This window comes from Flammeovirga sp. SubArs3, from assembly GCF_947387565.1.
Taxonomy (GTDB): domain Bacteria; phylum Bacteroidota; class Bacteroidia; order Cytophagales; family Flammeovirgaceae; genus Flammeovirga; species Flammeovirga agarivorans.
Map to the genome: position 1 here is coordinate 672109 of NZ_CANDOA010000003.1, position 22100 is coordinate 694208.

The 22100-nt window shown below is 33.0% G+C and carries 15 protein-coding genes; 10 read left to right on the forward strand and 5 right to left on the reverse strand.

Annotation, left to right across the window (positions count from 1 at the left end; translation table 11 throughout):
• Positions 1 to 44: 44 nt before the first annotated feature.
• Together QL232_RS11840 and QL232_RS11845 are read right to left on the reverse strand one after the other, a co-directional pair.
• Positions 45 to 2576 carry a YfhO family protein gene (locus QL232_RS11840; RefSeq protein WP_281614274.1) on the reverse strand — a complete coding sequence of 844 codons (2532 nt, stop codon included), beginning with the start codon at positions 2574 to 2576 and terminating at the stop codon, positions 45 to 47.
• 13 nt (positions 2577 to 2589) lie between these two features.
• Positions 2590 to 3774, reverse strand: a complete 1185-nt coding sequence (locus QL232_RS11845; RefSeq protein WP_281614275.1) for a glycosyltransferase — start codon at positions 3772 to 3774, stop codon at positions 2590 to 2592.
• A gap of 172 nt (positions 3775 to 3946) precedes the next feature.
• Here QL232_RS11845 and QL232_RS11850 point away from each other — a divergent pair, with 172 nt between their 5' ends.
• Genes QL232_RS11850 through QL232_RS11865 form a run of 4 tightly spaced genes read left to right on the forward strand, consistent with a single transcriptional unit; the run spans position 3947 to position 7509 of the window.
• Positions 3947 to 5233 carry an oligosaccharide flippase family protein gene (locus QL232_RS11850; protein ID WP_281614276.1) on the forward strand — a complete coding sequence of 429 codons (1287 nt, stop codon included), beginning with the start codon at positions 3947 to 3949 and terminating at the stop codon, positions 5231 to 5233.
• A gap of 3 nt (positions 5234 to 5236) precedes the next feature.
• Entirely contained in the window at positions 5237 to 6043 is an 807-nt protein-coding gene (locus QL232_RS11855) for a LicD family protein (protein WP_168883364.1), read from the forward strand.
• A gap of 12 nt (positions 6044 to 6055) precedes the next feature.
• The gene (locus tag QL232_RS11860) at positions 6056 to 6478 is read left to right on the forward strand and encodes an adenylyltransferase/cytidyltransferase family protein (RefSeq protein ID WP_281614277.1); all 423 of its coding nucleotides are present in this window, start codon (positions 6056 to 6058) and stop codon (positions 6476 to 6478) included.
• Positions 6478 to 7509, forward strand: a complete 1032-nt coding sequence (locus tag QL232_RS11865) for an iron-containing alcohol dehydrogenase (protein WP_281614278.1) — start codon at positions 6478 to 6480, stop codon at positions 7507 to 7509. Before QL232_RS11860 ends, QL232_RS11865 begins: the two co-directional genes overlap by 1 nt.
• Here QL232_RS11865 and gldG read toward each other — a convergent pair.
• Both gldG and QL232_RS11875 read right to left on the reverse strand, forming a co-directional pair.
• A complete protein-coding gene (gldG, locus tag QL232_RS11870) occupies positions 7506 to 9173 on the reverse strand; it encodes a gliding motility-associated ABC transporter substrate-binding protein GldG (RefSeq protein ID WP_281614279.1) in 1668 nt (555 codons plus the stop codon). The genes QL232_RS11865 and gldG overlap by 4 nt on opposite strands.
• Before the next feature lie 174 nt (positions 9174 to 9347).
• Positions 9348 to 12965 carry an FG-GAP repeat protein gene (locus tag QL232_RS11875; protein WP_281614280.1) on the reverse strand — a complete coding sequence of 1206 codons (3618 nt, stop codon included), beginning with the start codon at positions 12963 to 12965 and terminating at the stop codon, positions 9348 to 9350.
• A 185-nt stretch (positions 12966 to 13150) separates the two neighbouring features.
• On the opposite strand from QL232_RS11875, the gene QL232_RS11880 reads away from it, so the two are divergent.
• The 5 genes from QL232_RS11880 to QL232_RS11900 all read left to right on the forward strand — a co-directional run bounded on the left by QL232_RS11880 (position 13151) and on the right by QL232_RS11900 (position 18703).
• The gene (locus QL232_RS11880; protein WP_281614281.1) at positions 13151 to 14578 is read left to right on the forward strand and encodes an HD domain-containing protein; all 1428 of its coding nucleotides are present in this window, start codon (positions 13151 to 13153) and stop codon (positions 14576 to 14578) included.
• A gap of 15 nt (positions 14579 to 14593) precedes the next feature.
• Positions 14594 to 15622: a uroporphyrinogen decarboxylase gene (gene hemE, locus QL232_RS11885; protein ID WP_281614282.1), complete on the forward strand. Its 1029-nt coding sequence runs from the start codon at positions 14594 to 14596 to the stop codon at positions 15620 to 15622.
• Between the two features lie 215 nt (positions 15623 to 15837).
• Positions 15838 to 16875: a type I restriction enzyme HsdR N-terminal domain-containing protein gene (locus QL232_RS11890; protein WP_281614283.1), complete on the forward strand. Its 1038-nt coding sequence runs from the start codon at positions 15838 to 15840 to the stop codon at positions 16873 to 16875.
• A gap of 81 nt (positions 16876 to 16956) precedes the next feature.
• Entirely contained in the window at positions 16957 to 18150 is a 1194-nt protein-coding gene (locus QL232_RS11895; protein ID WP_281614284.1) for a thioredoxin family protein, read from the forward strand.
• Positions 18151 to 18310: 160 nt separating this feature from the next.
• Positions 18311 to 18703 (forward strand): (deoxy)nucleoside triphosphate pyrophosphohydrolase, encoded by a 393-nt coding sequence (locus QL232_RS11900; RefSeq protein ID WP_281614285.1) that lies wholly within the window; start codon positions 18311 to 18313, stop codon positions 18701 to 18703.
• A 32-nt stretch (positions 18704 to 18735) separates the two neighbouring features.
• On the opposite strand, the gene QL232_RS11905 is transcribed toward QL232_RS11900, so the two are convergent.
• Positions 18736 to 20592, reverse strand: coding sequence for a DUF349 domain-containing protein (locus QL232_RS11905; protein WP_281614286.1), 1857 nt, complete (start codon positions 20590 to 20592; stop codon positions 18736 to 18738).
• Positions 20593 to 20860: 268 nt separating this feature from the next.
• On the opposite strand from QL232_RS11905, the gene QL232_RS11910 reads away from it, so the two are divergent.
• Positions 20861 to 22081 (forward strand): NADH-quinone oxidoreductase subunit D, encoded by a 1221-nt coding sequence (locus QL232_RS11910; RefSeq protein ID WP_281614287.1) that lies wholly within the window; start codon positions 20861 to 20863, stop codon positions 22079 to 22081.
• Positions 22082 to 22100: the final 19 nt, after the last annotated feature.

Here is a 22100-nt window from a genome sequence, read left to right on the forward strand (position 1 = left end):
AATCACTTAAAAGTCTCGTTTGTTTGAAATATTTTCTATGGCTACTAATCTTCTTTTTTAGTAGTTACCATTTCTTCCTTGATTGTCATTCCTATCGCCAATACTAATAATAGTAAAGTAATATAGCCTGTTAATTTAGAAATGTTTCCGCCCATTACATAAGAATCTGGATCGAAGTCAAATGTAATTGTATGATCACCTGCGGGAATTTGCAAACCTCTTAATACATAATTCGCACATACAATATCAACTTCCTTTCCGTCTATTTTTGCAATCCATCCTGCTGGATAATAAACTTCTGAAAATACTGCAAATCCTCCATCTTTTGAATGTGATTTGTATGATAATCTTCTTTGACTAAACTTATCTAGTTTCACAAAGTCACCGGCTGACTTTGAAGTAACAAGATCAGCATTAGGAAACTTATTCACATCAACTACTGCTTGGAAACTTGGATCTATCTGACCCACTGCCTCGATTTCATCATCAGGAGAATTTACTTTTTCTACTCTATCTACAAACCATGCGTTACCTAAAGCATTAGGGTTTTGGTAAACATCATTAGCCGTATTACCTAAAATGGCATACTTCATATTTAGCATGTTTAGTGCTGGAGTAGCTTTTACAGTAAGAGTATCACCTTTTTGAATTGCTCCTGCTAATACTTGCATTTCCTTTGGCAATTCCCTTTCAATAAGATCTTGATAACGTCTAAGTTTAGCGGCAAAATAACCACCTATCGATTTATGGAAATAAGATGTATTTGCCTCATTAAATACGTTAGCTGTTAGATTCAACACTCTGTAGTTTGGATCTTTATCTTTTAAGATAAACTTATCAGCCCCTGTAGCAATATTTGTTTCCTTATTACTTGTTGATTTAAAAGAAGCATCATTAATATATCTCTTTGCAACACCCCAAACATCTCCAATAGTTAATAAACCAACTACTAATATCGTTGGAATCATTCCTACTTTCTTCTTTGCATTTGCAAACAGTATAGCTAAAACTCCAATAACAAAGAATATCGATCTTACAATATCTTTTCTCATTAAAGCAACTCTTTCATCATCCAATGCATTTGTGAACTGTCTCACCATGTTTGCATCATTTAAGCCAAACATTTGCTGGAAAATCTGAGCATCTCTAGCTCCACTAACATCCATCATGCCAGCTCCTACATACATAAGTAGCAATAAACCTAATGTAGCTCCACTTGCCTGATAAAAAGTTTTCTGTGTTTTTTCATCCCATCCAACTTTAATCAATTTGTCCAAACCTAATGCTGCTCCCATTGCCATAATGACACAGGTAACGCCTAATGACATCGCAGGAGTTCTAAATTTGTTCATCCCTGGAAGGATATCGAATAAAGTGTAATTAAACCATTGCAAATGTTTACCCCAAGAGAACATGGCAGTAATAAGTACACCACCAATTAACCAATTACGTTCTCTTTTATCAAGAATAAATAATGCAAAGATGAACAAGAATGTAAGTACAGCACCCTGATAAATTGGTCCTCCTGTAAATGGTTGTTCACCAAAGTACAATGGCAATTTAAAGTTGGGATTACTAACAATATTTTGTGCTTGTTGTTTACCTGCTACTTTCTCTAATTGTTTCGCTAAAGGTCCATCTTTGGAAACATTTTCTTGACTACTACCTCCATAGAAATTAGGTGCAATTAATGTCAATGATTCCATTTTACCTTCACTCCAACTAAAAGCATAGTCTTTATCTAAACCTTCTTGAGTATGGTTATTTTCTTGACCAGGTAACGCTTGTAATTCTTTCTTACCACGAATAGAAAATTCTGAATATTCTTTTGTTGTCCAAACTTTCCACAATTGAGTAGACGCTCCTAAACCAGCAGCAAGAATACCTAATGGAATCACTCTCGTAAGGAAGATGTTAAGTTCTCCATTTTTATATGAATTATATAACTCAGACAACCCATAAATTAAACAAACGAAAATTAAATAATAGGTAATCTGATAATGGGCTGCTCTTAATTCTATAGCGACAGAAGTCGATAAAACTGCCACACCCAATAACCATCTTTTATCAAACAATAATTTCATACCTCCTAAAACAGTTGCTGCATAACCGATAGCCCATAGCTTTGTCATATGCCCTGCTTCTAAAGAGGTGATATAAAATGTATTAAATGAGAAAGTAATTGCTATTATAGCACTTACCCATGGATTCACTCTAAAGCATAATAATGCTACCCATAAACTAGACATCAATAGAAATAATGTCATTGGGTTTTCATGTGAGTGAGGCATGAATCCTAAAGACATGGAATATAATACTTCTGTAGGGTCTCCATCTAATGCTGAAAAAAGTAATTCAGGCATACCTGAGAACATGGCAGTATTCCATAATGGTCTCTCACCAGTTCTTTTGTACTCTTCTCCCGATGCATGTGACATTCCTGAGAAGTGCATTAAATCACCTTGGTTTAAGTGCTTTCCATCAAAAAATTCTGGAGAAAAATAAAGGATAGATACTAGATAGAAAATTGGTATAACTAATAACCAACTGTATTTTTTGAAATTGCTGTTTTGCATATTATATAAAGTTCTACTGCTGTAGTTTATGTTCTAGTAATGTAAAAAATCTTTTTGCGGTTTCTTTAGTATTGAATTCTTTCAATACATTGGATCTAATTTTCATCCTATCAAATTCTATTGGAACTTTCATCCAATCTTCAATACCTTTTTGTAATGTATCACTTGATGGACTTCCTAATAAGTATCCATTTTCATTATTAACCATTTCTGTAATTCCTCCTATAGAGAAAGCCATAACCGGAGTACCACAAGAATGACTTTCAAGAATAACATTTGGTAAATTATCTTCTCTACTAGGCATAATATAAAGGTCTGCACTATTATAGGCTAAACACATTTTTTGAGGATCATAAATGCGTCCCAATTTATAAAAGTTTTCTGACTTGAATAAATCATTATCCACCTCACCTATAATAACTACATTAACATCATCAATATTTTTAATATTTTTAATAGCATCCAAGAGTATCTGTCCTCCTTTCCTTCTATTTTTAATACTTTCACTAACAAAAAGTAAGATTTTTTTATCATTTGGAATTCCCAACTCTCGTCTTGCTTCTTCTCTTGAAATAATATCAAAAGTATCACTATCGATAACATTTCGTATATGATGATGTTCGAACTGCCCCAATAAATCACTCTTCTTGGATAGATCCACTAACCACTGAGATGGAGCAGTGACTGTTATCATACTTTTTGAATCGTCATATGCTTTTTTCTTAGCGGCTTTATACCGCATATCTAAATGATGAAGGTGTGGAAAATATACTTCATCTTCTGCATAATGATATCCCCCTTTAAAGTAATTCATATCATGCATATAAATAACAATAGGTTTATTTACTTCTTTAAAAAAGGATGGTATATCTAAAAACAGACTCACCCAATGCAAGACAATGATATCTGCTTTTGCAACTTCAGGATGATGGTGAATTGGGTATAAAGAAAATGGACTAGAGAACGTTTCAATATCCTTCTCTTCTTTTATGTAAGGAAATGCCTTCCACTTTTGCCATAACTTTGTGATTTTTCGAAAAAACACACTCTTGCCTGAGCTTACTATTCCATCTTGCTTAAACTCATCTCGTACTAAGACTTTAGAGTCTACACCAAGATCTTGAAGGGCTTTGCTCATTCTTATGGCTGCATACGCAGCTCCTCCATGAGGATATGTGTTTATATGAAGAACTTTCATTTCAAAAAATTTCTACAAAGATGATAGTTTTAGCCAAAAATGCACCAATAGATGTCTTCAAAAAATGATATTAATATAAATATTCAAGCTTATCGATTTATTCCTTTTTATATTCAATACTTTAATTGTTCCTTTGTGATCACAATAAATTTAATAGAGTTTTCAATAGTTAATGAGTCGATACACAAGGAAGAATGTCTTAAGTAATATCTTCTGGATATTTTTTGATAAAGCATTCATTCTTTTATTAAAGTTTTTAGTAGGTGTAAAAATAGCCAACCATTATGGTGCTGATACTTTTGGGCATTATCAATATATTGCTTCGATTGTTGGCTTTTCTCCCTTACTTTATGAGATCATCAATGAAAGAATAGTCCAAAAATTCTTTTCAAGTAATTCCGAATCACATCAGACAATTATTAATAGCGTTACCATTGGTAGATTTATTTTATCAAGTATCGCCTTAATTGCTGCATTTATATACTGTTGGATCTTAAAGTCAGAAACTGAAACCATATGGATTTTCTTTTGGTTGATTATCAATAATACTTTTATCAACCTATTCTTTGGTATACAAAGTTTCTATGAAAATCGTTTGAAGGCTAGAAAAATTGTGGTACCTGTGAATATCACAAAAGCATTAGCATATGGTGTCATTAATTATCTAATCACATTGGATGTTCCTATAGTATACATTCCATTTATGCATGCTGTTGGTAGTATTCTTTCCTTCCTCATTATTCTTGTGATTTATGTAAAAGAGTTTCCTATTCAATTCAATCTTAAATTCCCTCTTTTAAAAGATATTATTCATGAAAGTAAATTCCTATGGATCAGTACTACTGCCTTTGTTATCTTCAGTCAGATGGACAAAGTGATGCTTGGATCTCTAATTGATGATGCAAGTGTTGGTGTATATTCTATAGCGTTACTACTTTCTACAGTTACTCAAATGTTGCTGACCCCTATCAGGAATACAGCTTTTCCAATGCTATTAAATTACAAGGAGGATCATGAAAACTTTAAAAGAGCTTATTTAAAATTTAGTAGGCAAACTGTTGCAGTTTACTTAATCTTAATTCCTAGCAGTGTCATTGTATTAAAGTATACATTCCATTTATTCTTTGTTAGTGAGTATAATGACTGTCTTGAAGTATATAATTTACTCCTAATCATTATCTTCATTCAGGCGGTTTGTAATTTACAGACTTCATATCTTACGATATATGAAAAGACAAAGTATCTTCTTTATAAGAATGTAATCGGAATGATCATTAATATTATCCTTAACTTCATTCTTATTAAGAATATTGGAATTTATGGGGCTGCAATTGCGACAGGTGTTACACAATTCGCAACATATTATGTATTAAATTTCTTCTATGAAGATACCCGTATTTTGAATAAGTGGGTATTACAATCTTTTCAGATTTGGAAACTCGTTAAAAGTAATAACTAACGAATGGAACAAGGAAAATTAAGAAAATTACAAAATATACAAGTTGAAATTACTTTAGCTTTTGATGCTTTCTGTAAGCAACATCAGCTTGAGTATTTTATTATTGGAGGCACATTATTAGGTGCTGTTAGGCATAAGGGTTTTATCCCTTGGGATGATGATATTGATGTAGGGATGACTAGAGAACACTATGATAAATTCATCAAGCTCTACCTTCAAAATCCAATAGACGGTTTATTTTTACATACAACAGAGAATGACGCTCAGTATTACCTTCCCTTTGTGAAATTAAAAAAGGATGGTACTGAATATATAGATGAAGACACTAAAAATGTAGATACCCATAAAGGTATTTTCTTGGATATTTTCCCTTTTGATGATGTAAAAGATCCTGACAGTTTTGTTTGTCGACAACAAGCCAAGCTTGTTAACCAACTAACTTATACTCTCAGTAAGAAACGAGGAACTAAAGTATACCCTTCCAAAAGTAAGTTTCAAAAAATCTTTGATTTCGTATTTAGCTTCTATAACATCAAAGGATTAGTAAAGCTTCAGAAGAAAATAATGACCTTCAATAACAACAAAGGTTACAACTATTTTATCAACTTCAGCAGTCCTTATTATTACAAAAAGGAGCTATTTCCAAAAGAGAAATATTATCCTATAAAAAAATATGAGTTTGAAGACACTCAATTTGAAGGTCCTGCAGATTATGATTATGTATTGAGTCATGTTTTTGGTGACTATATGCAATTACCTCCGGAAGACAAAAGAATGACTCATGCAATTGATGTAAAATTTAACGACTAATCAAACAAATAGATGACAAAGAAAAATATATACGTCGTAGGTGTTTTCGACTTATTTCACCGTGGACACCTAGAATTATTGAAGAAATCTAAAGCATTAGGTACTCATTTGATCGTCGCTTTAAATGGCGATGACATGACAGCTCAGTATAAAAGAAAACCTTTTGTCAGTGAAGATGACCGCCTTGCAATTATTGAATCTTTAGAGTGTGTTGACCATGCATTTATTATTAATCAGTTCGACAATAAAGATGTTTTAGTTGAATATGATATTGATGTTGTTGTTCATGGAGATGATTGGGATGTTGAAGGTTATATGGAGCAAATTAGGGTTGATCAAGAATTTTTGGATAAGAATAAAATAGAATTAGCGTTCTTACCTTATACACAAGGAATCAGCACTTCTGAATTAATTAAGACCATTAAGAATTCATAATGTTTTACAAACACATACCTATTCCAGTTATTTTAGAAATTGGGAATCAACTTGTTGAAAAAATTCCACAAATATTAAAAGACAAGTCCTTTTACTTCCCAAAGATTGTTGTTTTTACATCCTCTTTTCTAGGAAATAGGTATGCTGATGTTTTAGAAAAAATTGGTGCTTCAAAAACTATCCATGTTCATGAAGCATCAATTTTAGAAGTTGAAAGAATAATTCTTGAAAATGATTTCAGCGCTGATGAATTGTTCATTGGTTTTGGAGGAGGATCAGTTATTGACGTTGTCAAATTAATTTCTCATAAAACTAATAATGCCTATTTGAGTGTTCCTTCTACCTTATCAAATGATGGATTATATTCACCTATTTCTAGGCTAATTAATAAGTCTGGTAAAAAAGAAAGTTATGGTGTGACACCTCCATTAGGCATAATAGCAGACATCAATATCATTAAAAAAAGTCCTAAAGTTAATATCTTATCAGGGGTTGGTGACTTAGTATCCAATCTAAATGCATTAAAAGATTGGGAGTTATCTAACCAGGTAACAAATGAGAAAATTGACAATTTTGCTGTTTCATTATCTTTATTAAGTGCCAATTCAATCCTGGAATACGCAGAAGAAGACTTGAAAAGTGATGAATTTCTGATTACGTTGGCTAATGGGTTAGTTATTTCAGGCCTCGCTATGGTTATTTCTGGTAATTCAAGACCTGCAAGTGGTGCAGAACATTTAATAAGTCATGCTATTGATGAGCTATACCCTGAGGATTCAACATTACATGGATTACAAGTAGCTTTTGGGCAAATTCTTATTGAGCAGGTATTTTTAGGTTCTTCAACTTCCAAAGTACAAGAGTTCTATAAAAACATTGGTTTAACAGAAATACTTCAAGCCAACATCAATTTTTCTGATGAGCAACTAGAGAATATCCTACTACTATCAAGTCAAATAAGAAAAAATAGATATACTGTACTGGACAATATATCTATTAGTAATATAAGCTTGAAATCATTTAAACTTTAGATTTCATATTTACGTTTCCTCAGATAAATAAAAATACCTCCAAATAATACTGTTAACAATACTGGAATACCAACGTTTATCCATTGCCACATAGCCTTCTCCTCTCTAATTTTGAAATTATCTAAAGGTCTTAAAGTCACTTTTTTATTTCTTGCCATAATCAATCCATCTTGATCTGTAAGGTAATTCATACTATTCATCAAGAATTCTAAATTAGAAAGTGATTGCCCTCTATGTCTATCAAATTCTATTGACTCTAGCTGCTTATTAATTGGATTGATTTCATTTTTTGCGATATCACCATCACCCACTATAATTACTTTTGTTGGTTTTGTGGATGATTTAATCAATGATTTTTTATCAATACCCTTTGGCGGGAATCTATTCGCATAAAGAGATTTAAATGTCCCTTCCAATAAATAGGCGATTGGAATATTCGGTTGATTAAATAATTCTTTTTTGTTTACTTCTTTTATCTCATCCAATGATACGATATTAGGCATTGCCCTCTTCCTAGAATAGTTTGAAGTAAATATCAAAGGTTCTTTCTTGATTCCAATGGATTTAACTGTGTCTAAAGAAGTAATAAAGCGACCATAAACAACATCCATATTCCTTACGATTGGATGTTCTGAAAATGTATTCAGATATATATTATAAGGCCAAGGTAGTTTCTTAATATTCGCTTTATCACCAAAATTCCCTGCCACAATTTCTATAAGACCGACTTGTTGATCTTGGATTAAATCAATATTAGGTCTTACTCCTAACCTGAACAATAAGTCTTCAATATTTAGGTCATATCCAAAAGCATAAGTTCCACCCAATGGAATAGAATCCTTATTCATTTGTACTTTATCCAATAAGAAAAGAGCATTTCCTCCATCAACTAAATATTGATCAATAAAATACTTTTCTTTATTAGAGAACTTTGTTTTTGGTTGAGCAACCACTAGTGCATCAAAGTTTTTGATGGTTGAAAGATCAGTTACCCAATTGACAATATATTTATTCTCAAGAGCTTCTGTAAACTCTTTCATCTCACTTGGGAATAACTCCTGATGACCTTGTACAATACCCACCCTTTTTGATTTTGCTTCTACTAATTCTTGAATTACAGAAGCTAATTCATATTCAACACCTTCTATCGATTGATTGATCTGCTCTTGAGCTGATTTTGCTTTATTACCTTTTAATAGTAAAATCCCTTTTTGTTTACCCTTATAGGATATTAAAGCACCGGGATAAATTAATCTTTGTGTCTGCTCACCATTCGGTCCTACATCAAATAAAGTAGTCTGAGGAATACCTTTTTTTATTAATGAATTTTGAAATTGCTGCTTTTGTCTAGCATCTGCAAAATCATTTGGATCAATGAACCTGAAATCTAATTGCCCATTTGATTGTACTTTAAATTCCTCTAGAGTTTCTAGAATAGCTAATTTCAGATGTTCAAACTCAGCATTCAATGGGCCATCTAAATACACATCAATACTTACCTGATCAGGAAGATTTTCTAATAAACGTTCTGTTGCAGGATTAATTGTGAATCGTTTTTCTTCTGTTAAATCCCATCTAAAAAAAACTTTATCAGAATGTATGTTTAAGAAAATAAACAAAAAAAGTATCGCTGAAAAAGTCAAGAGATCTTCCCACTTACGCATATATTGTTGGAATGTTTGTCGAATTTAAATTGAACTTGCAAAATGCGGTGTTTTCGATAAAAAATCAATAAAGTTTACATTTAAATCTAGAACATTTTACTATACCTCTAAATAGAAAAGCAAGGGCATTTATAATAACAACAAATACTCTTGCTTTTAAGTCTTCTACAAATTTTAGTTCAATACTTTGAAAGTATGGACAGCCTCTAACACATCACTCGAAAGAACGATATATAAAAGCCCCTTTTCAAGACCTTCTAATGATATGTCATTATTTGAAGGAGTAATTTCTCCACTATGAAGTTTACTTCCTTTTCCGTTATAGATGTGGTATTGAAATACACCTTCTGACAGTCCTTTAACCATTACTGTATTTTCATTACGTAATCTCGGGTCTGTATTTAATATCTCGATTTTGTTCAGATTCTTAACGGCATTTGATAAAACCATTAAATTCGGGTAACCATAGAGGAAGTAAAACTGATCAGGATTATCTTCTGCTAAAACTACGAAGTGACTTTCATGAAAACGCACGGCAGTACCAAATCTAATTTCACTCTCAATCTCTTCTGGAATAAACGTTTCTTTCCATTCAGCACTCATGGAATCATTACATAATAAAAATAAGTGCGTTGAACCATGAACATCAGCTCGAAATGCACCGACAAGTAATGTATCACCTTTTACTTGAACATCTGACCCAAAACTTTCTCCATTATTTCCTGTAGGGTTTGATACAACGTAGCCTTTTAAATCTGAGCTCCATAATTCTTTCTTTGGTCGATGATAAATAACAACTTCTCCATCTATATTATCTGTTTTATAATCAGTTACAGCAATCATGTCATCATTTAAATCCAAATGAATACCAAACTGATGACCTCGATTATTAGGATGCTGTAATTCTACACTTGGAGTTTCAACTGCATCAATAAAACCATTTGAAGGAAGGTTATAAACATAAGCAGTACCCTTCCAATTATCTTTACCTAAAGCCCCTACTAAAATCGCATTCTTAGAAATACGTATTTGATGGCCAAAATATTCATTTGAAACTGGTTTTGGAGAAGTAAGTGTAGTAATATCATATCCTCCAGTCCAAGAATCATTTCGCTTTTTAATGAAGAAACCTCTTCCTTCATAATTATTTTGCTGGTAAGCTCCAATAACTGCCGACCCATTATATATATCTACTGAGAAGCCAAAGTAACCTTCCCCAAGTGGATTAGTAATTTGATAAGATTCCGTCATATCTGACCAACCTTCTGCTGGCTTTTCATATATATAAACCTTATCTGTTTCTGGAGATCCTACTATTATTTCATCTCCAGAAATCGCTACAGCAAAACCAAACATATCACCATCTACACCATCTGATGAACTTAACTGTGCAACTTCTTCCCAATCTCCATTTTTAAATTCATAAACAAAGGCACTACCCGGGATATTATTCTCTCCTTCATAAGTTCCTAAAACCATTACATCCCCATCTACGTCTAAATAGCGAGATTTGGTATAATTTGAATGGTCTAAAATTTCATCGAAAAAGGTAAAAAAGAATTTCTCGGGGTTATTTTCTGCCAAGACAACTATATGACTATCATGGAATCGAACACCTGTTCCAAATCTCATATTATAATTTCTTGGATCAGGAGTATACGATTTGATATAATTTGAAGAAGAAGAGGAAGGGTTTAATGTAAATAAATGTGTGCTACCATGTCCATCTACCGTATAAGCACCAATCAGTAATTTGTTATCTGATACTTGAACATCTGAACCAAATCCTTCATTCAATTTACCTGTTGGGTTATTAACTATAAACCCTGTAATGTCAGAAGTCCATATAGCACCATTTTCTCTTTTATAAATTATCACCTCCCCATCAATATTTGATGTTTGGTAATCAGTTATAGCTATTAAATCAGTTGATAAATCTAGATGAATCCCAAATTGATGCCCCCTTCCTGTAGGGTGAGTTAATTCCACATCAGGTTCTACTGTTTCAGATATAAACCCACCTTCTAGAAGGTTGTATATATACGCCGTTCCTTTCCAATTATCTTTACCTAAAGCCCCTACTAAAATTGCATCTTTAGAAATTCTTATTTGATGTGAAAAATACTCATTTGTCTTAGGGCTAGGAGATTTTAGAGTTGTTATATTCACGCCTTCCGACCAAGATTCTTTAAGCCTTTCAATATAAAACCCTCTTCCTTCATAATGATTCTGTCTATAAGCTCCTACTACTGCTCTTCCATTTAATATATCTACTGAGAATCCAAAGTAACCATCCCCAAGAGGATTAGTAATTTGATAAGATTCTGTCATATCTGACCAACCTTCTGCTGGCTTTTCATATATATAAACCTTATCTGTTTCTGGAGAACCTACTATTATTTCATCACCGGAAATCGCTACAGCAAAACCAAACATATCACCATTAACACCATCTGATGAACTTAACTGTGCGACTTCTTCCCATTCACCATTTTGGAATTCATATACAAAGGCACTACCCGGGATATTACTTTCTCCTTCATAAGTTCCTAAAACCATTACATCCCCATCTACATCTAAGTGGCGAGATTTGGTATATAGCGAAATATTAGACTCCTTTTCTTTAAACAGGTAGACTTTTTGTCTAGGGTTGTACATCGAATTAATAGCAACATATTCACCTAAAATTTTTACCGCTGAGCCAAAGAAATCATTTGATGCTCCATCTTCGAGTTGATAAGAGTTAATTAAAGTAACGCCAGTATTCTTCTCATTATCAAATCCGTATAAATAGACTTTTCCTTTTCCTAAATGTTGTGATGCTCCAATTAATAATTTATCTGAAGTAATATCTAAATCAGAACCGAAATGAGAACCATTAACTATTTCTTCATTAGTAATAAAATAGCTCTCAGTAGCATCTTCCCATCCTTGAGTTGACTTATTAAATACAACTACTCTCCCTGCATTATTACGTCCATAATCAGTAGCAACAATAGTATTACCATTAATAGCTACATGCATACCTAATTGATAAGAGCTATTTGAAGTTGTCAAAGTAGCTGTGGGAAGTATCTTTTCATCTTTTTCTAATTTAGAAAATAGCTCATCATAAACTCGTACTGCTCCTGTCCAATTATTATTACCTATATTTCCCACAACAAGTGTTTCGCCATGTAGTCTTACCTCATGTCCAAAGTATTGATTACCACCTTCAACTGGAGCTGAAATATTTTTATAGATGTAGTTATTATCACTCCATTTCTCTCCGAATGATTTTTTATATACTGTTACTGCTCCTTCATAGCTATCTAACCTATATGCTCCAACAGAAAGTAAATTGTCTTTGAGTGATAATGAAAAACCAAACCAACCATTTGATAAAAAAGGAGTATCTATTTTGTGTGTTTCGGTCATATCAACCCAACCTCCATCAGGTTTTTCGAATACATAAACAGCATCCGATTTAGGTGCTCCAACAACTATAACATCATCTGAAATATCTACGGCAAAACCAAAATGGGTATTATTTGCGGTTTCATCACTTTCTGTAGTAAGTTTTGCCAATTGAACTAGTTCTCCATTTTCCAAACGATGAACAAATACGGCTCCTTTTAATTGACTTGATGCATATGCACCAACAATAACAATATCACCAGATGACTCCATATATCTAACTTCATCATAGTCAGTTAATTTTTCACCGACATCAAGAGCAAATGCAGGAATACATAGTATACAGGAAATTAATATTGCAGATAAGCAAGAGTAGGTAAGCTTTAGTGAAGTCATTTTTAATTTTAGTTCTTTATTACAATAGTTTCTCCAAAAATATCTAAATAGTTTTTCATATACAATCCTTTCTCAAAGTATATAATTATGCATCGAATTTGATAAATTAAGCTCTATTCACGTCAATTGTTTATGAAATAATGTACTTTTGCAAATTCAAATAGAATACAGAAAAATTTACAATAGTGAATTTTAAAGATACTTTAGATAAAAATCCAATTTTTGGAATTGTTGCTAAAAGTGCAAAAGCGGTAGGCTTCGATACTTATTTGGTCGGAGGCTTTGTGCGTGACTTGCTTTTAGAACGTCCTTCCAAAGATATTGATATAGTTTGTGTAGGCAGTGGTATAGTCTTAGCTGAGGATGTTGCAAAAAGAGGTGGTAACCTTCCTTGTAATACTTTTAAGAGCTTCGGTACTGCAATGGTAAAATTTGACGAATATGAAGTCGAATTTGTAGGAGCAAGAAAAGAATCTTATAGAAGAGAATCTCGTAAGCCTATCGTAGAAGATGGTACACTTGAGGACGATCAGAATAGAAGAGACTTTACAATCAATGCACTTGCTATCTCATTAAATGAGGATAATTACGGTGATCTTGTAGATCCTTTCGGTGGCGTAGATGATCTGAAAAAGAAGAACATAATTACACCACTTGAGCCGAATATCACATTCTCTGATGATCCATTAAGAATGATGAGAGCCATTAGATTTGCTTCTCAACTTACCTTTGATATCGATCCAGACACTTTTGATGCGATTACTGAAAATAAAGAACGCATCGAAATTGTCTCTAAAGAGCGTATCATGGATGAACTTAATAAAATCATCCTTTCTCCACTTCCTTCTTATGGCTTTAAACTACTATTTACTTCAGGTTTATTAAAATTAATTTTCCCTGAAATGCAGAACCTTTATGGCGTTGAGCGTAGAGACGGTAAAGGCCATAAGGATAATTTCTACCATACTTTGAAGGTACTTGACAATGTAGCTGAAAAATCAGATGATTTGTGGCTCCGTTGGGCTGCAATATTACATGACATTGCAAAACCTCCTACCAAAAGATTTAATAGCAAAGTAGGTTGGACGTTTCATGGACATGAAGACAAAGGAGCGAGAATGGTTCCTGGTATATTCAAAAGAATGAAACTTCCATTGAATGATAAGATGAAGTTTGTACAAAAACTTGTGAAGCTTCACCTAAGACCTATTGCATTAGTAAAGAAAGAAGTAACAGATTCAGCGGTAAGAAGATTACTTTTTGAAGCTGGCGATGATATTGATGCATTAATGTTACTTTGCCGAGCGGATATTACCTCTAAAGATGGTAACAAAGTAAAACGCTATTTATCTAATTTTGATTATGTTGAAACAAGATTGGAAGCGGTAGAGGAAAGTGATAAAGTGAGAAACTTCCAACCTGTTATTACAGGAGAGTTAATCATGAATACATTCGAAATTAAGCCTTCCAAAGAAGTTGGACAGATAAAAGCAATTGTAAGAGAAGCTATCCTTGATGGCAAAATCAAAAATACTATGGAAGAAGCACTACCATTTATGATTCAATCAGGAATTGAACTAGGGCTTACTCCCATTAAAGACAACAAAGAATAAACTAAGTCTATATATATGAACGATTTAATTCTTCGCGCCGCAAGAGGTGAAAAAACAGAAAGAACTCCTGTATGGTTAATGCGCCAAGCGGGTAGAATTTTACCAGAATATAGAGCTGTAAGGGCCAGCGTATCTGGATTTGTTGAGTTATGTCAAACTCCTGAATTAGCATGTGAAGTAACAATTCAACCTGTTGATTTATTAGGTGTTGACGCTGCTATTATTTTCTCAGATATCTTAGTGATTCCAGAAGCAATGGGACTTCCATATGAAATGGTAGAAAAAAGAGGCCCATTCTTCCCTACTACAATCCAAACAGAAAGTGACTTAAATAAAATTAGAGTGGCTGATGTGGAATCTGACTTAGGATATGTATTAGATGCAATCAAATTAACAAAGAAAGAATTAAATGACCGCGTTCCATTAATCGGTTTTGCGGGTGCTCCATTTACTATCTTCTGTTATATGATCGAAGGACAAGGTTCTAAGACTTTCTCAAAAGCAAAGAAAATGTTCTATACACAACCTGAGTTCTCTCATAAGTTATTACAGATGATTACAGATTCTACTATTGCATATTTAAAGGCTCAAATTGCAGCTGGTGCAGATATGATTCAAATCTTCGATTCTTGGGCGGGTATTCTTTCTCCTGCACAATATGAAGTATTTGCAATGCCATATATCAACCAAATCTGTGATGCAATCACTGAAGTACCAAAAACAGTATTTGCTAAAGGTGCGTACTTTGCTCGTGAAGCAATTGGTAAGTCAAATTGTAATACAATGGGTCTTGATTGGAACATGGATGTAGCCGAATCAAGAGCTCTTGCTAACGGTAAAGTACTACAAGGTAATTTAGACCCTTGTGCTTTATACGGTTCAGATAAAGATATTGAGGTAACAACAAAAGCCATGTTAGATCAGTTTGGCCCTGATAAACATATCGCTAATTTAGGTCATGGAGTTTACCCTGACATCAACCCTGAAAAGGTTAAAGTGTTTATCAATACTGTAAAAGAATATTCTGAAAAAATGAGAGGATAGATACCTCAATATTTATTCAGTAATTCATATTATAAATCCTTATGTAGTTGAGTAACAATCAATACATAAGGATTTTTTTGTTTAATTATAAAACATATATATTAAGCTTAAAAATACACAAAAACATCATTTTGCGTTTTTTTTGATCATTATTATTTAAATTTCTACTATATTTAACAAACGATTTTTTTCAGTACAGAACAATTATACCAAATATGAAATACCTCTCTAAAGGTAAGAGAGATAGAGTTATCAGCATAAATAAAAAAACGAATGAAGTCACCTATCTACCTCATACCAAAACAAGATCATTAAATAATCCTGAAGAGAAAGTACAATTAGAAACTTATTTAAAATTAATTTATGATTACAATTACCCTGCAGAATATGTAAGGGTTTGTGTCCCTGTGAAAATGGGGTCTTCAACAAAAGAAGCCGATATTATTACTTACAATGACATGGAAGGTTTAGAACCTTTTATGATCGTCGAGTGTAAGAAAAAAGGGGTATCTTCTTCAGTTTTTGAAGGAGCTATTGACCAAGGGTTTTCTTATGCCAGTGCTGTTCTTGCAAAGTTTGTTTGGACTACTGATGGAAAACAAGATACTTACCATGAAGTTATACCCACTAAGATTGGTGAACGGACTAAAAACATACTACCTTCTCCTCCTCCATTTAAAAAAAGTGATAGTTTTTTATATTCAACCAAAAAGAATATCTATCGATTAGCTAAAGCCCCTTTTAAAGTTCTTAGTCACTTTTTCAAAAGGCCATGCATTAAAAATGCTATGATTTACAATGCTATAATACTTGGCTTAATGTTTATCTTCAGTAAGGTGATTATGGAGAATATTCATCAGATTTTAGCGATACCTTTTATCAAAAATTTATGGGTAAATCATCATATGGATTTTTCATGGATGTATTACTTCATTTCTTTTACCTCTGTCTTTATTACTATAATAGTCAGTTCTATTGTAGGATTATTAAACACCAATAAAAAAGGTAGAATAAAGCTCAAACAAGCTATATTCTTATCTCTATTTTTAGTGATTCCTGTTTGGTTTGCTGGAAGTGAGTTTACTAAATCATGGTGGAACTGGCAACATTTCACAACTATGAAATATCAACCGTGGTTATTCCTAGGACCTCAACTTGCAATATCACCAATACAAATACTATTATTTGCTGGAATTCTTTCTCTCTCAAAACCAAAGAAAAACACAAGGCACTATAAAAGATTAGCAAAATAAATAAGGCTTGGGGAACTATTTCTATGGAGTTTTTTATTAAATTATATCTAATTATTAACTGTGTATAAATACTCCCCAAGCATGTTATTTAGAACTTTCTGTCTTTTACTAGTTTTATCCGCTCAATATTCTTTTAGTCAAGGAATAAAGTTTCAGAAAATTTCACTAGAAAAAGCTATCAATGAAGCTAAAACCAATAATAAAAAAGTATTCATTGATATACATACCAAATGGTGTCCCAATTGCGATTGGATGCAAGAAGAAGTTTTTCAAAATAAAAAAATCGGCAATCATTATAATCAAAATTATATCTGTATTGACATTGATGCTGAGAGTACCCAAGGTATTGTCTTAATTAAGAAATATAAATTACATGTTTACCCAAGTTTCTTATATTTAGATAGCGATGGCAATCCAATTCACCTTCTTACAGGTGTAATGAATAAAGATGAGTTTGTTAAAGACACAAAGGAGGCTGAAAACACTAGCACACAACTTTTTAATCTTCAAAAGGAAATACATACAAATAAGTCACAAGATTTAAATGTTCTCTCTAGGTACATTTATGTTTCTTACAAAGCAGGTTATGCAGATGACAAAACATTAAAAGAGTTCCTGGTAAAAGTTGATGAAAATTCACTGAAAAATAAGTGGGTATGGATGGCTCTAAAAGAAGCAACAATGTATTCTGGATTACATTCAGATGCTTTACAAAAATTAGTACAACATACTGCTTCAATTGAGAAGGATTATGGTATCAAAGATATTATTCAGACCATCAATGCTGCAGCAAATGTATCCATGCAACCTTTTGTCGAAAAGCGTGATATCCAAGGTTGGGAAGACTTAATGGCATATCTAGATAAGTCATTAGGGAAACAAGGAAAAACATTGAATTGTGCCTACAATCCAACTTTCTACATCAATATAAAGGAGTATTCGACGGCATTTAGCAAAATGGAACAAGGGGTTCAACTACTCTCCGACCGCGACCCTGAAGTAAGAGCCTATTTATATAGAAATTGGGCCTGGAATATATATCATTATTATGATGATAAAGATAAGTTGAATATGGGCCTTGAATGGATTAATATCTCCATAAAATCACATCCTTATTCCATTAACTACGAAACAAAAGCTGGACTTCTATTTAAACTTAAACAATATAAAGAAGCAAGAATTAATGCTGAAAAGGCAATAGAACTTGCAAAAAAAGAGAAAGTACATCCTACTCTTGCTCACTTAGTACTAGATGAGCTTGATGGAATGAAATAAAAAATAAAGACCTCACTGACATAATCAATGAGGTCTTTTGTTTACTCTCTCAATTTTTTTCACTTATCTACTAAGCGCATTCATCTAACTTCTATATAAGTATACCCCATTTAAATACTTTTGTTTCATATCTAACATTTTATATTCCAAATAAAAATCAATGATACAAGTTGTTGCAGGTATTATAATTGAAAATAAAACCGTTTTCATAGCCAAAAGAAAGAAAGGAAATGTTTTAGAAGGATATTGGGAGTTCCCTGGAGGAAAACATGAAATTGGAGAAACACTTGAAGCTTCTCTTATCCGAGAATTTGAGGAAGAATTTAATGTAGAAATTGAGGTTCTCGTAAAATTGCATGATAATATCCATCACTATCCTCAAATCTCAATACACCTACACAGTTTTATTTGCAAGAAATTAAAAGGGGAATTTCAATTACTCGACCATGATGAAGTTCAATGGGTAAACATCGAAGAACTTGAAAATATCTTACTTGCCCCTGCTGATATTCCGATTATTGAGGCATTAAAAAAGGCTACCTTAAATAAATAAGGTAGCCTTTTATATCTTTCAAAAGATCAATACTAGTTATCCATTGATTGGATAATTTTTAATTGTTCTTTTAATTTTTTCAATTCTACTTTAGAAGCTTCAATCTTCTCATTGTATTCTGCTAGTAATTTATCAGCAGTTTTCGAATTTGAGAAGAAAGCAAGGTTATTTTGCCATAAAGCAATATCGTCCTCATGAGTTTTAATCTTAGTACGAATGTTTTGCTCTTGGTTTCTAAAACGCTTACCTCCTGCAGGAATTTGATTAAATACACCTGCCAATACTTGAAGTTTACCTTTCTCATCAAGATCAGCTGCAGACTCCACATATGCTTCTACACTTGCAACAAATTTGTCTACAATAGCATCTTTTTCTTTTCTTGGTACAAAACCAATCGCAAAGAACGCTTCTGCTTTTTCACTTAATAATGCTTGATCGAAGGCTGTTTTATCTTCAGTTAATTTCGTTAACTCTAAGATAATTTCTTCCTTTTTATTTAGGTTTTCAGCATACTCCTTGTTCTCTTCATTTCTTTTGTTTCTCTTTCTTTCAAAGAAAGTGTCACAAGCTGCCTTAAATTCAGCATATACTGAATCTCTGAACTTTTCAGGAACAGGACCAATACTTTTCCACTCTTTTTGTAAAGCGATTAAAGCATCAGCTGTTGCATTCCAATCCGAAGAATCTTTAATTTCTTCTGCTTTTGCAACTAAAACCTTCTTCTTCTCTAAGTTCTCTGCTCTTTGAGCTTCAAGTACTTCGAAGAATTTATTTTTGTTTGCGAAGAACTGTTTGAAGTTTGCCCAGAATTGTTTGTTAATTCCGTTAGCTACTTCTCTTGGTACTGGACCAATTTCTTCCCATTCCTTTTGAACCGCTAATAAACGCTTAGTTTCTTCATTCCACTCTTTAATACGATCTGTATTGAATGTTGAGAACGGCTCTACTTTTAAACATAAAGCTTGCTTTAATTTCATGTTCTCATCAAGAACTTTCTTGAATTCTTCAGCGTGCTTACGTTTTTTATCATATATCTTATCAGAAATCTCTTTGAAAGAATTCCAGATAGTGTCTTTTTCTTCTTTTGGTACAGGACCAATATTTCTGAATTCCTCATGAAGGCTATTTAATGAAACTACAGCCTCACTAATATTTTCTACCTCAAGAAGTTTTTCAGCTCTTTCAATTAAAGCTTTTTTCGCTTTTAAGTTATGCTGTCTATCAAGTTCTTTTAATTCGAACTCGATACTCATTTGATCATAGAAACGATCAAGTAAAGCACCGTAAGTTTTGTAGATTTCATCTGCAAACTGTTGTGGTACAGCACCTGTTGCTTTCCATTCTTTTTGTAATTCCTTGATCTTGTTCATGACACCTTTATCATCAGTTGTCTCGATCAATTCTTTTACTTGGTTAATAATGCTACGCTTCTTCTTTAAGTTGTCCTCACGCATTTTTTGCATTTGCTCAAAATGTTGACGACGAGCATTTTTAACTGCGTAGAAAGCATCATTAAATGTTTTGACATCAGCATCTTGATATTCAAAACCTTCTACATCACCGTTCTTCTCTAAGAATTCAGCTTTAGCAGCAGCCTCTTCTTCTTCTCTAATCGGATCAAAGTATTCTTTAATCTTTTTAGAGATTCTTTCAGCTTTAACAACATCGCTATTGTTAACAAGCTTACTGATTTCAGCAAGTAATTCTGATTTAGAATGATTACTAAAATCTTGATCTTCTTGAAGCTCCTCTTCTACTGATACTTCATCATCTCCAAAATCTGCAACATCATCCATGTCTGCAACATCATCAAATTGCGCTACAGTGTTTTCAGTTACATTTTGTTCGTTTAACTCATTGTTTTGAGTTTCGTCCTGTGATGTACTCATCTTTTAAAACGATTTTAAGTGCGTCAATAATTACAACCGACCATTTCGAAAAAAATGAAATGGACCTTTGGTATAGGTTTGTTTCTACAGACCAATATACCGTCAAAATACGGAAGCAAAAATACTCTTAATTTCTTATCTATTCTAACCAAAACACAATTTTACTCCGTTTTTGCATTAATTTTTTTAATCTTTGTAACATGAGTGTCACTTTATTGATTTATTGACAACAATAGGTCAACTTTGCAGTAAAGACAAACAGCTTTCAATGGAAAAAAGACAAGTTCAATATCAGTTTGATGAGCAACATTTAAAAAACTCATCTAAAAATTTTTACGATCCGTCTAAACTTAGAACGGAAGAAATGGTACTTAATTTGGGTCCTCATCACCCCGCTACACACGGTGTACTTAGAGTGGAGGTGCTCACTGATGGTGAATATGTCGTTGATGTCACTCCTCATTTGGGGTATCTGCACCGCTGTTTCGAGAAACATGCAGAAAACCTAAACTTTCAACAAATTATCCCTTACGTAGACCGTATGGATTACGTAGCCTCTATGAATTCAGAGCATGCTTTTGCAATGGGTGTTGAAAAAATGATGGGAATTGATCATAAAATTCCAAAAAGAGTAGAATACATTAGAGTTCTTGTTGCTGAACTAAATCGTATCGCTTCGCATTTTATAGCTGTTGGTACTTATGTTCTTGATATTGGTGCCACTACTCCATTTTTATGGGTAATGAGAGACAGAGAACACATTTTAAGAATGTTAGAATGGGCTTCTGGTGCTCGAATGCTCTATAATTATATTTGGGTGGGAGGATTATACTATGATGTTCCTGTTGGTTTTGAAGAAAGATGTCTTGAGTTTGTCAATTATTTAAAACCTAAACTACAAGAGTTTAGAGAAATGATTATCGACAATAAAATCTTTGTTGAAAGAACTGCTAATGTTGGTGTCCTTCCGTTAAGTACAGCGATTGATTATGCTTGTACAGGACCGGTACTTAGAGGTTCAGGAGTAGCACATGATTTAAGAAGAGTTGATGCTTATTCAGTCTACCCAGAACTAGATTTTGATATTCCCGTAGGTAAAGGTCTCATGGGTAGCGTGGGCGATTGTTGGGACAGAACTTATGTAAGAGTTGAAGAGTGTTGGGAGTCTTTAAAAATCATTGAGCAGTCTGCCAATATTTTACTAAAAGAACATAAAAGAGATAGAACATTTGATCCTCAAGCATTAGTTCCAAAGAAAATTAGACCAAAAGCAATGGATTTTTATGCTAGAGCTGAAGGTCCAAAAGGAGAATTAGGCTTCTTCATGAGAACAAATGGAAAATCTGATATTCCAGAAAGATTAAAAGCTAGATCTTGTTGTTTCTGTAACTTATCCGTATTACCTGAAATTTCAAAAGGGGTATTACTTTCTGATCTGATTGCAATTATGGGATCTATTGATATCATTATGGGTGAAGTTGACCGTTAATATTTTGTAGGGAAGGAAA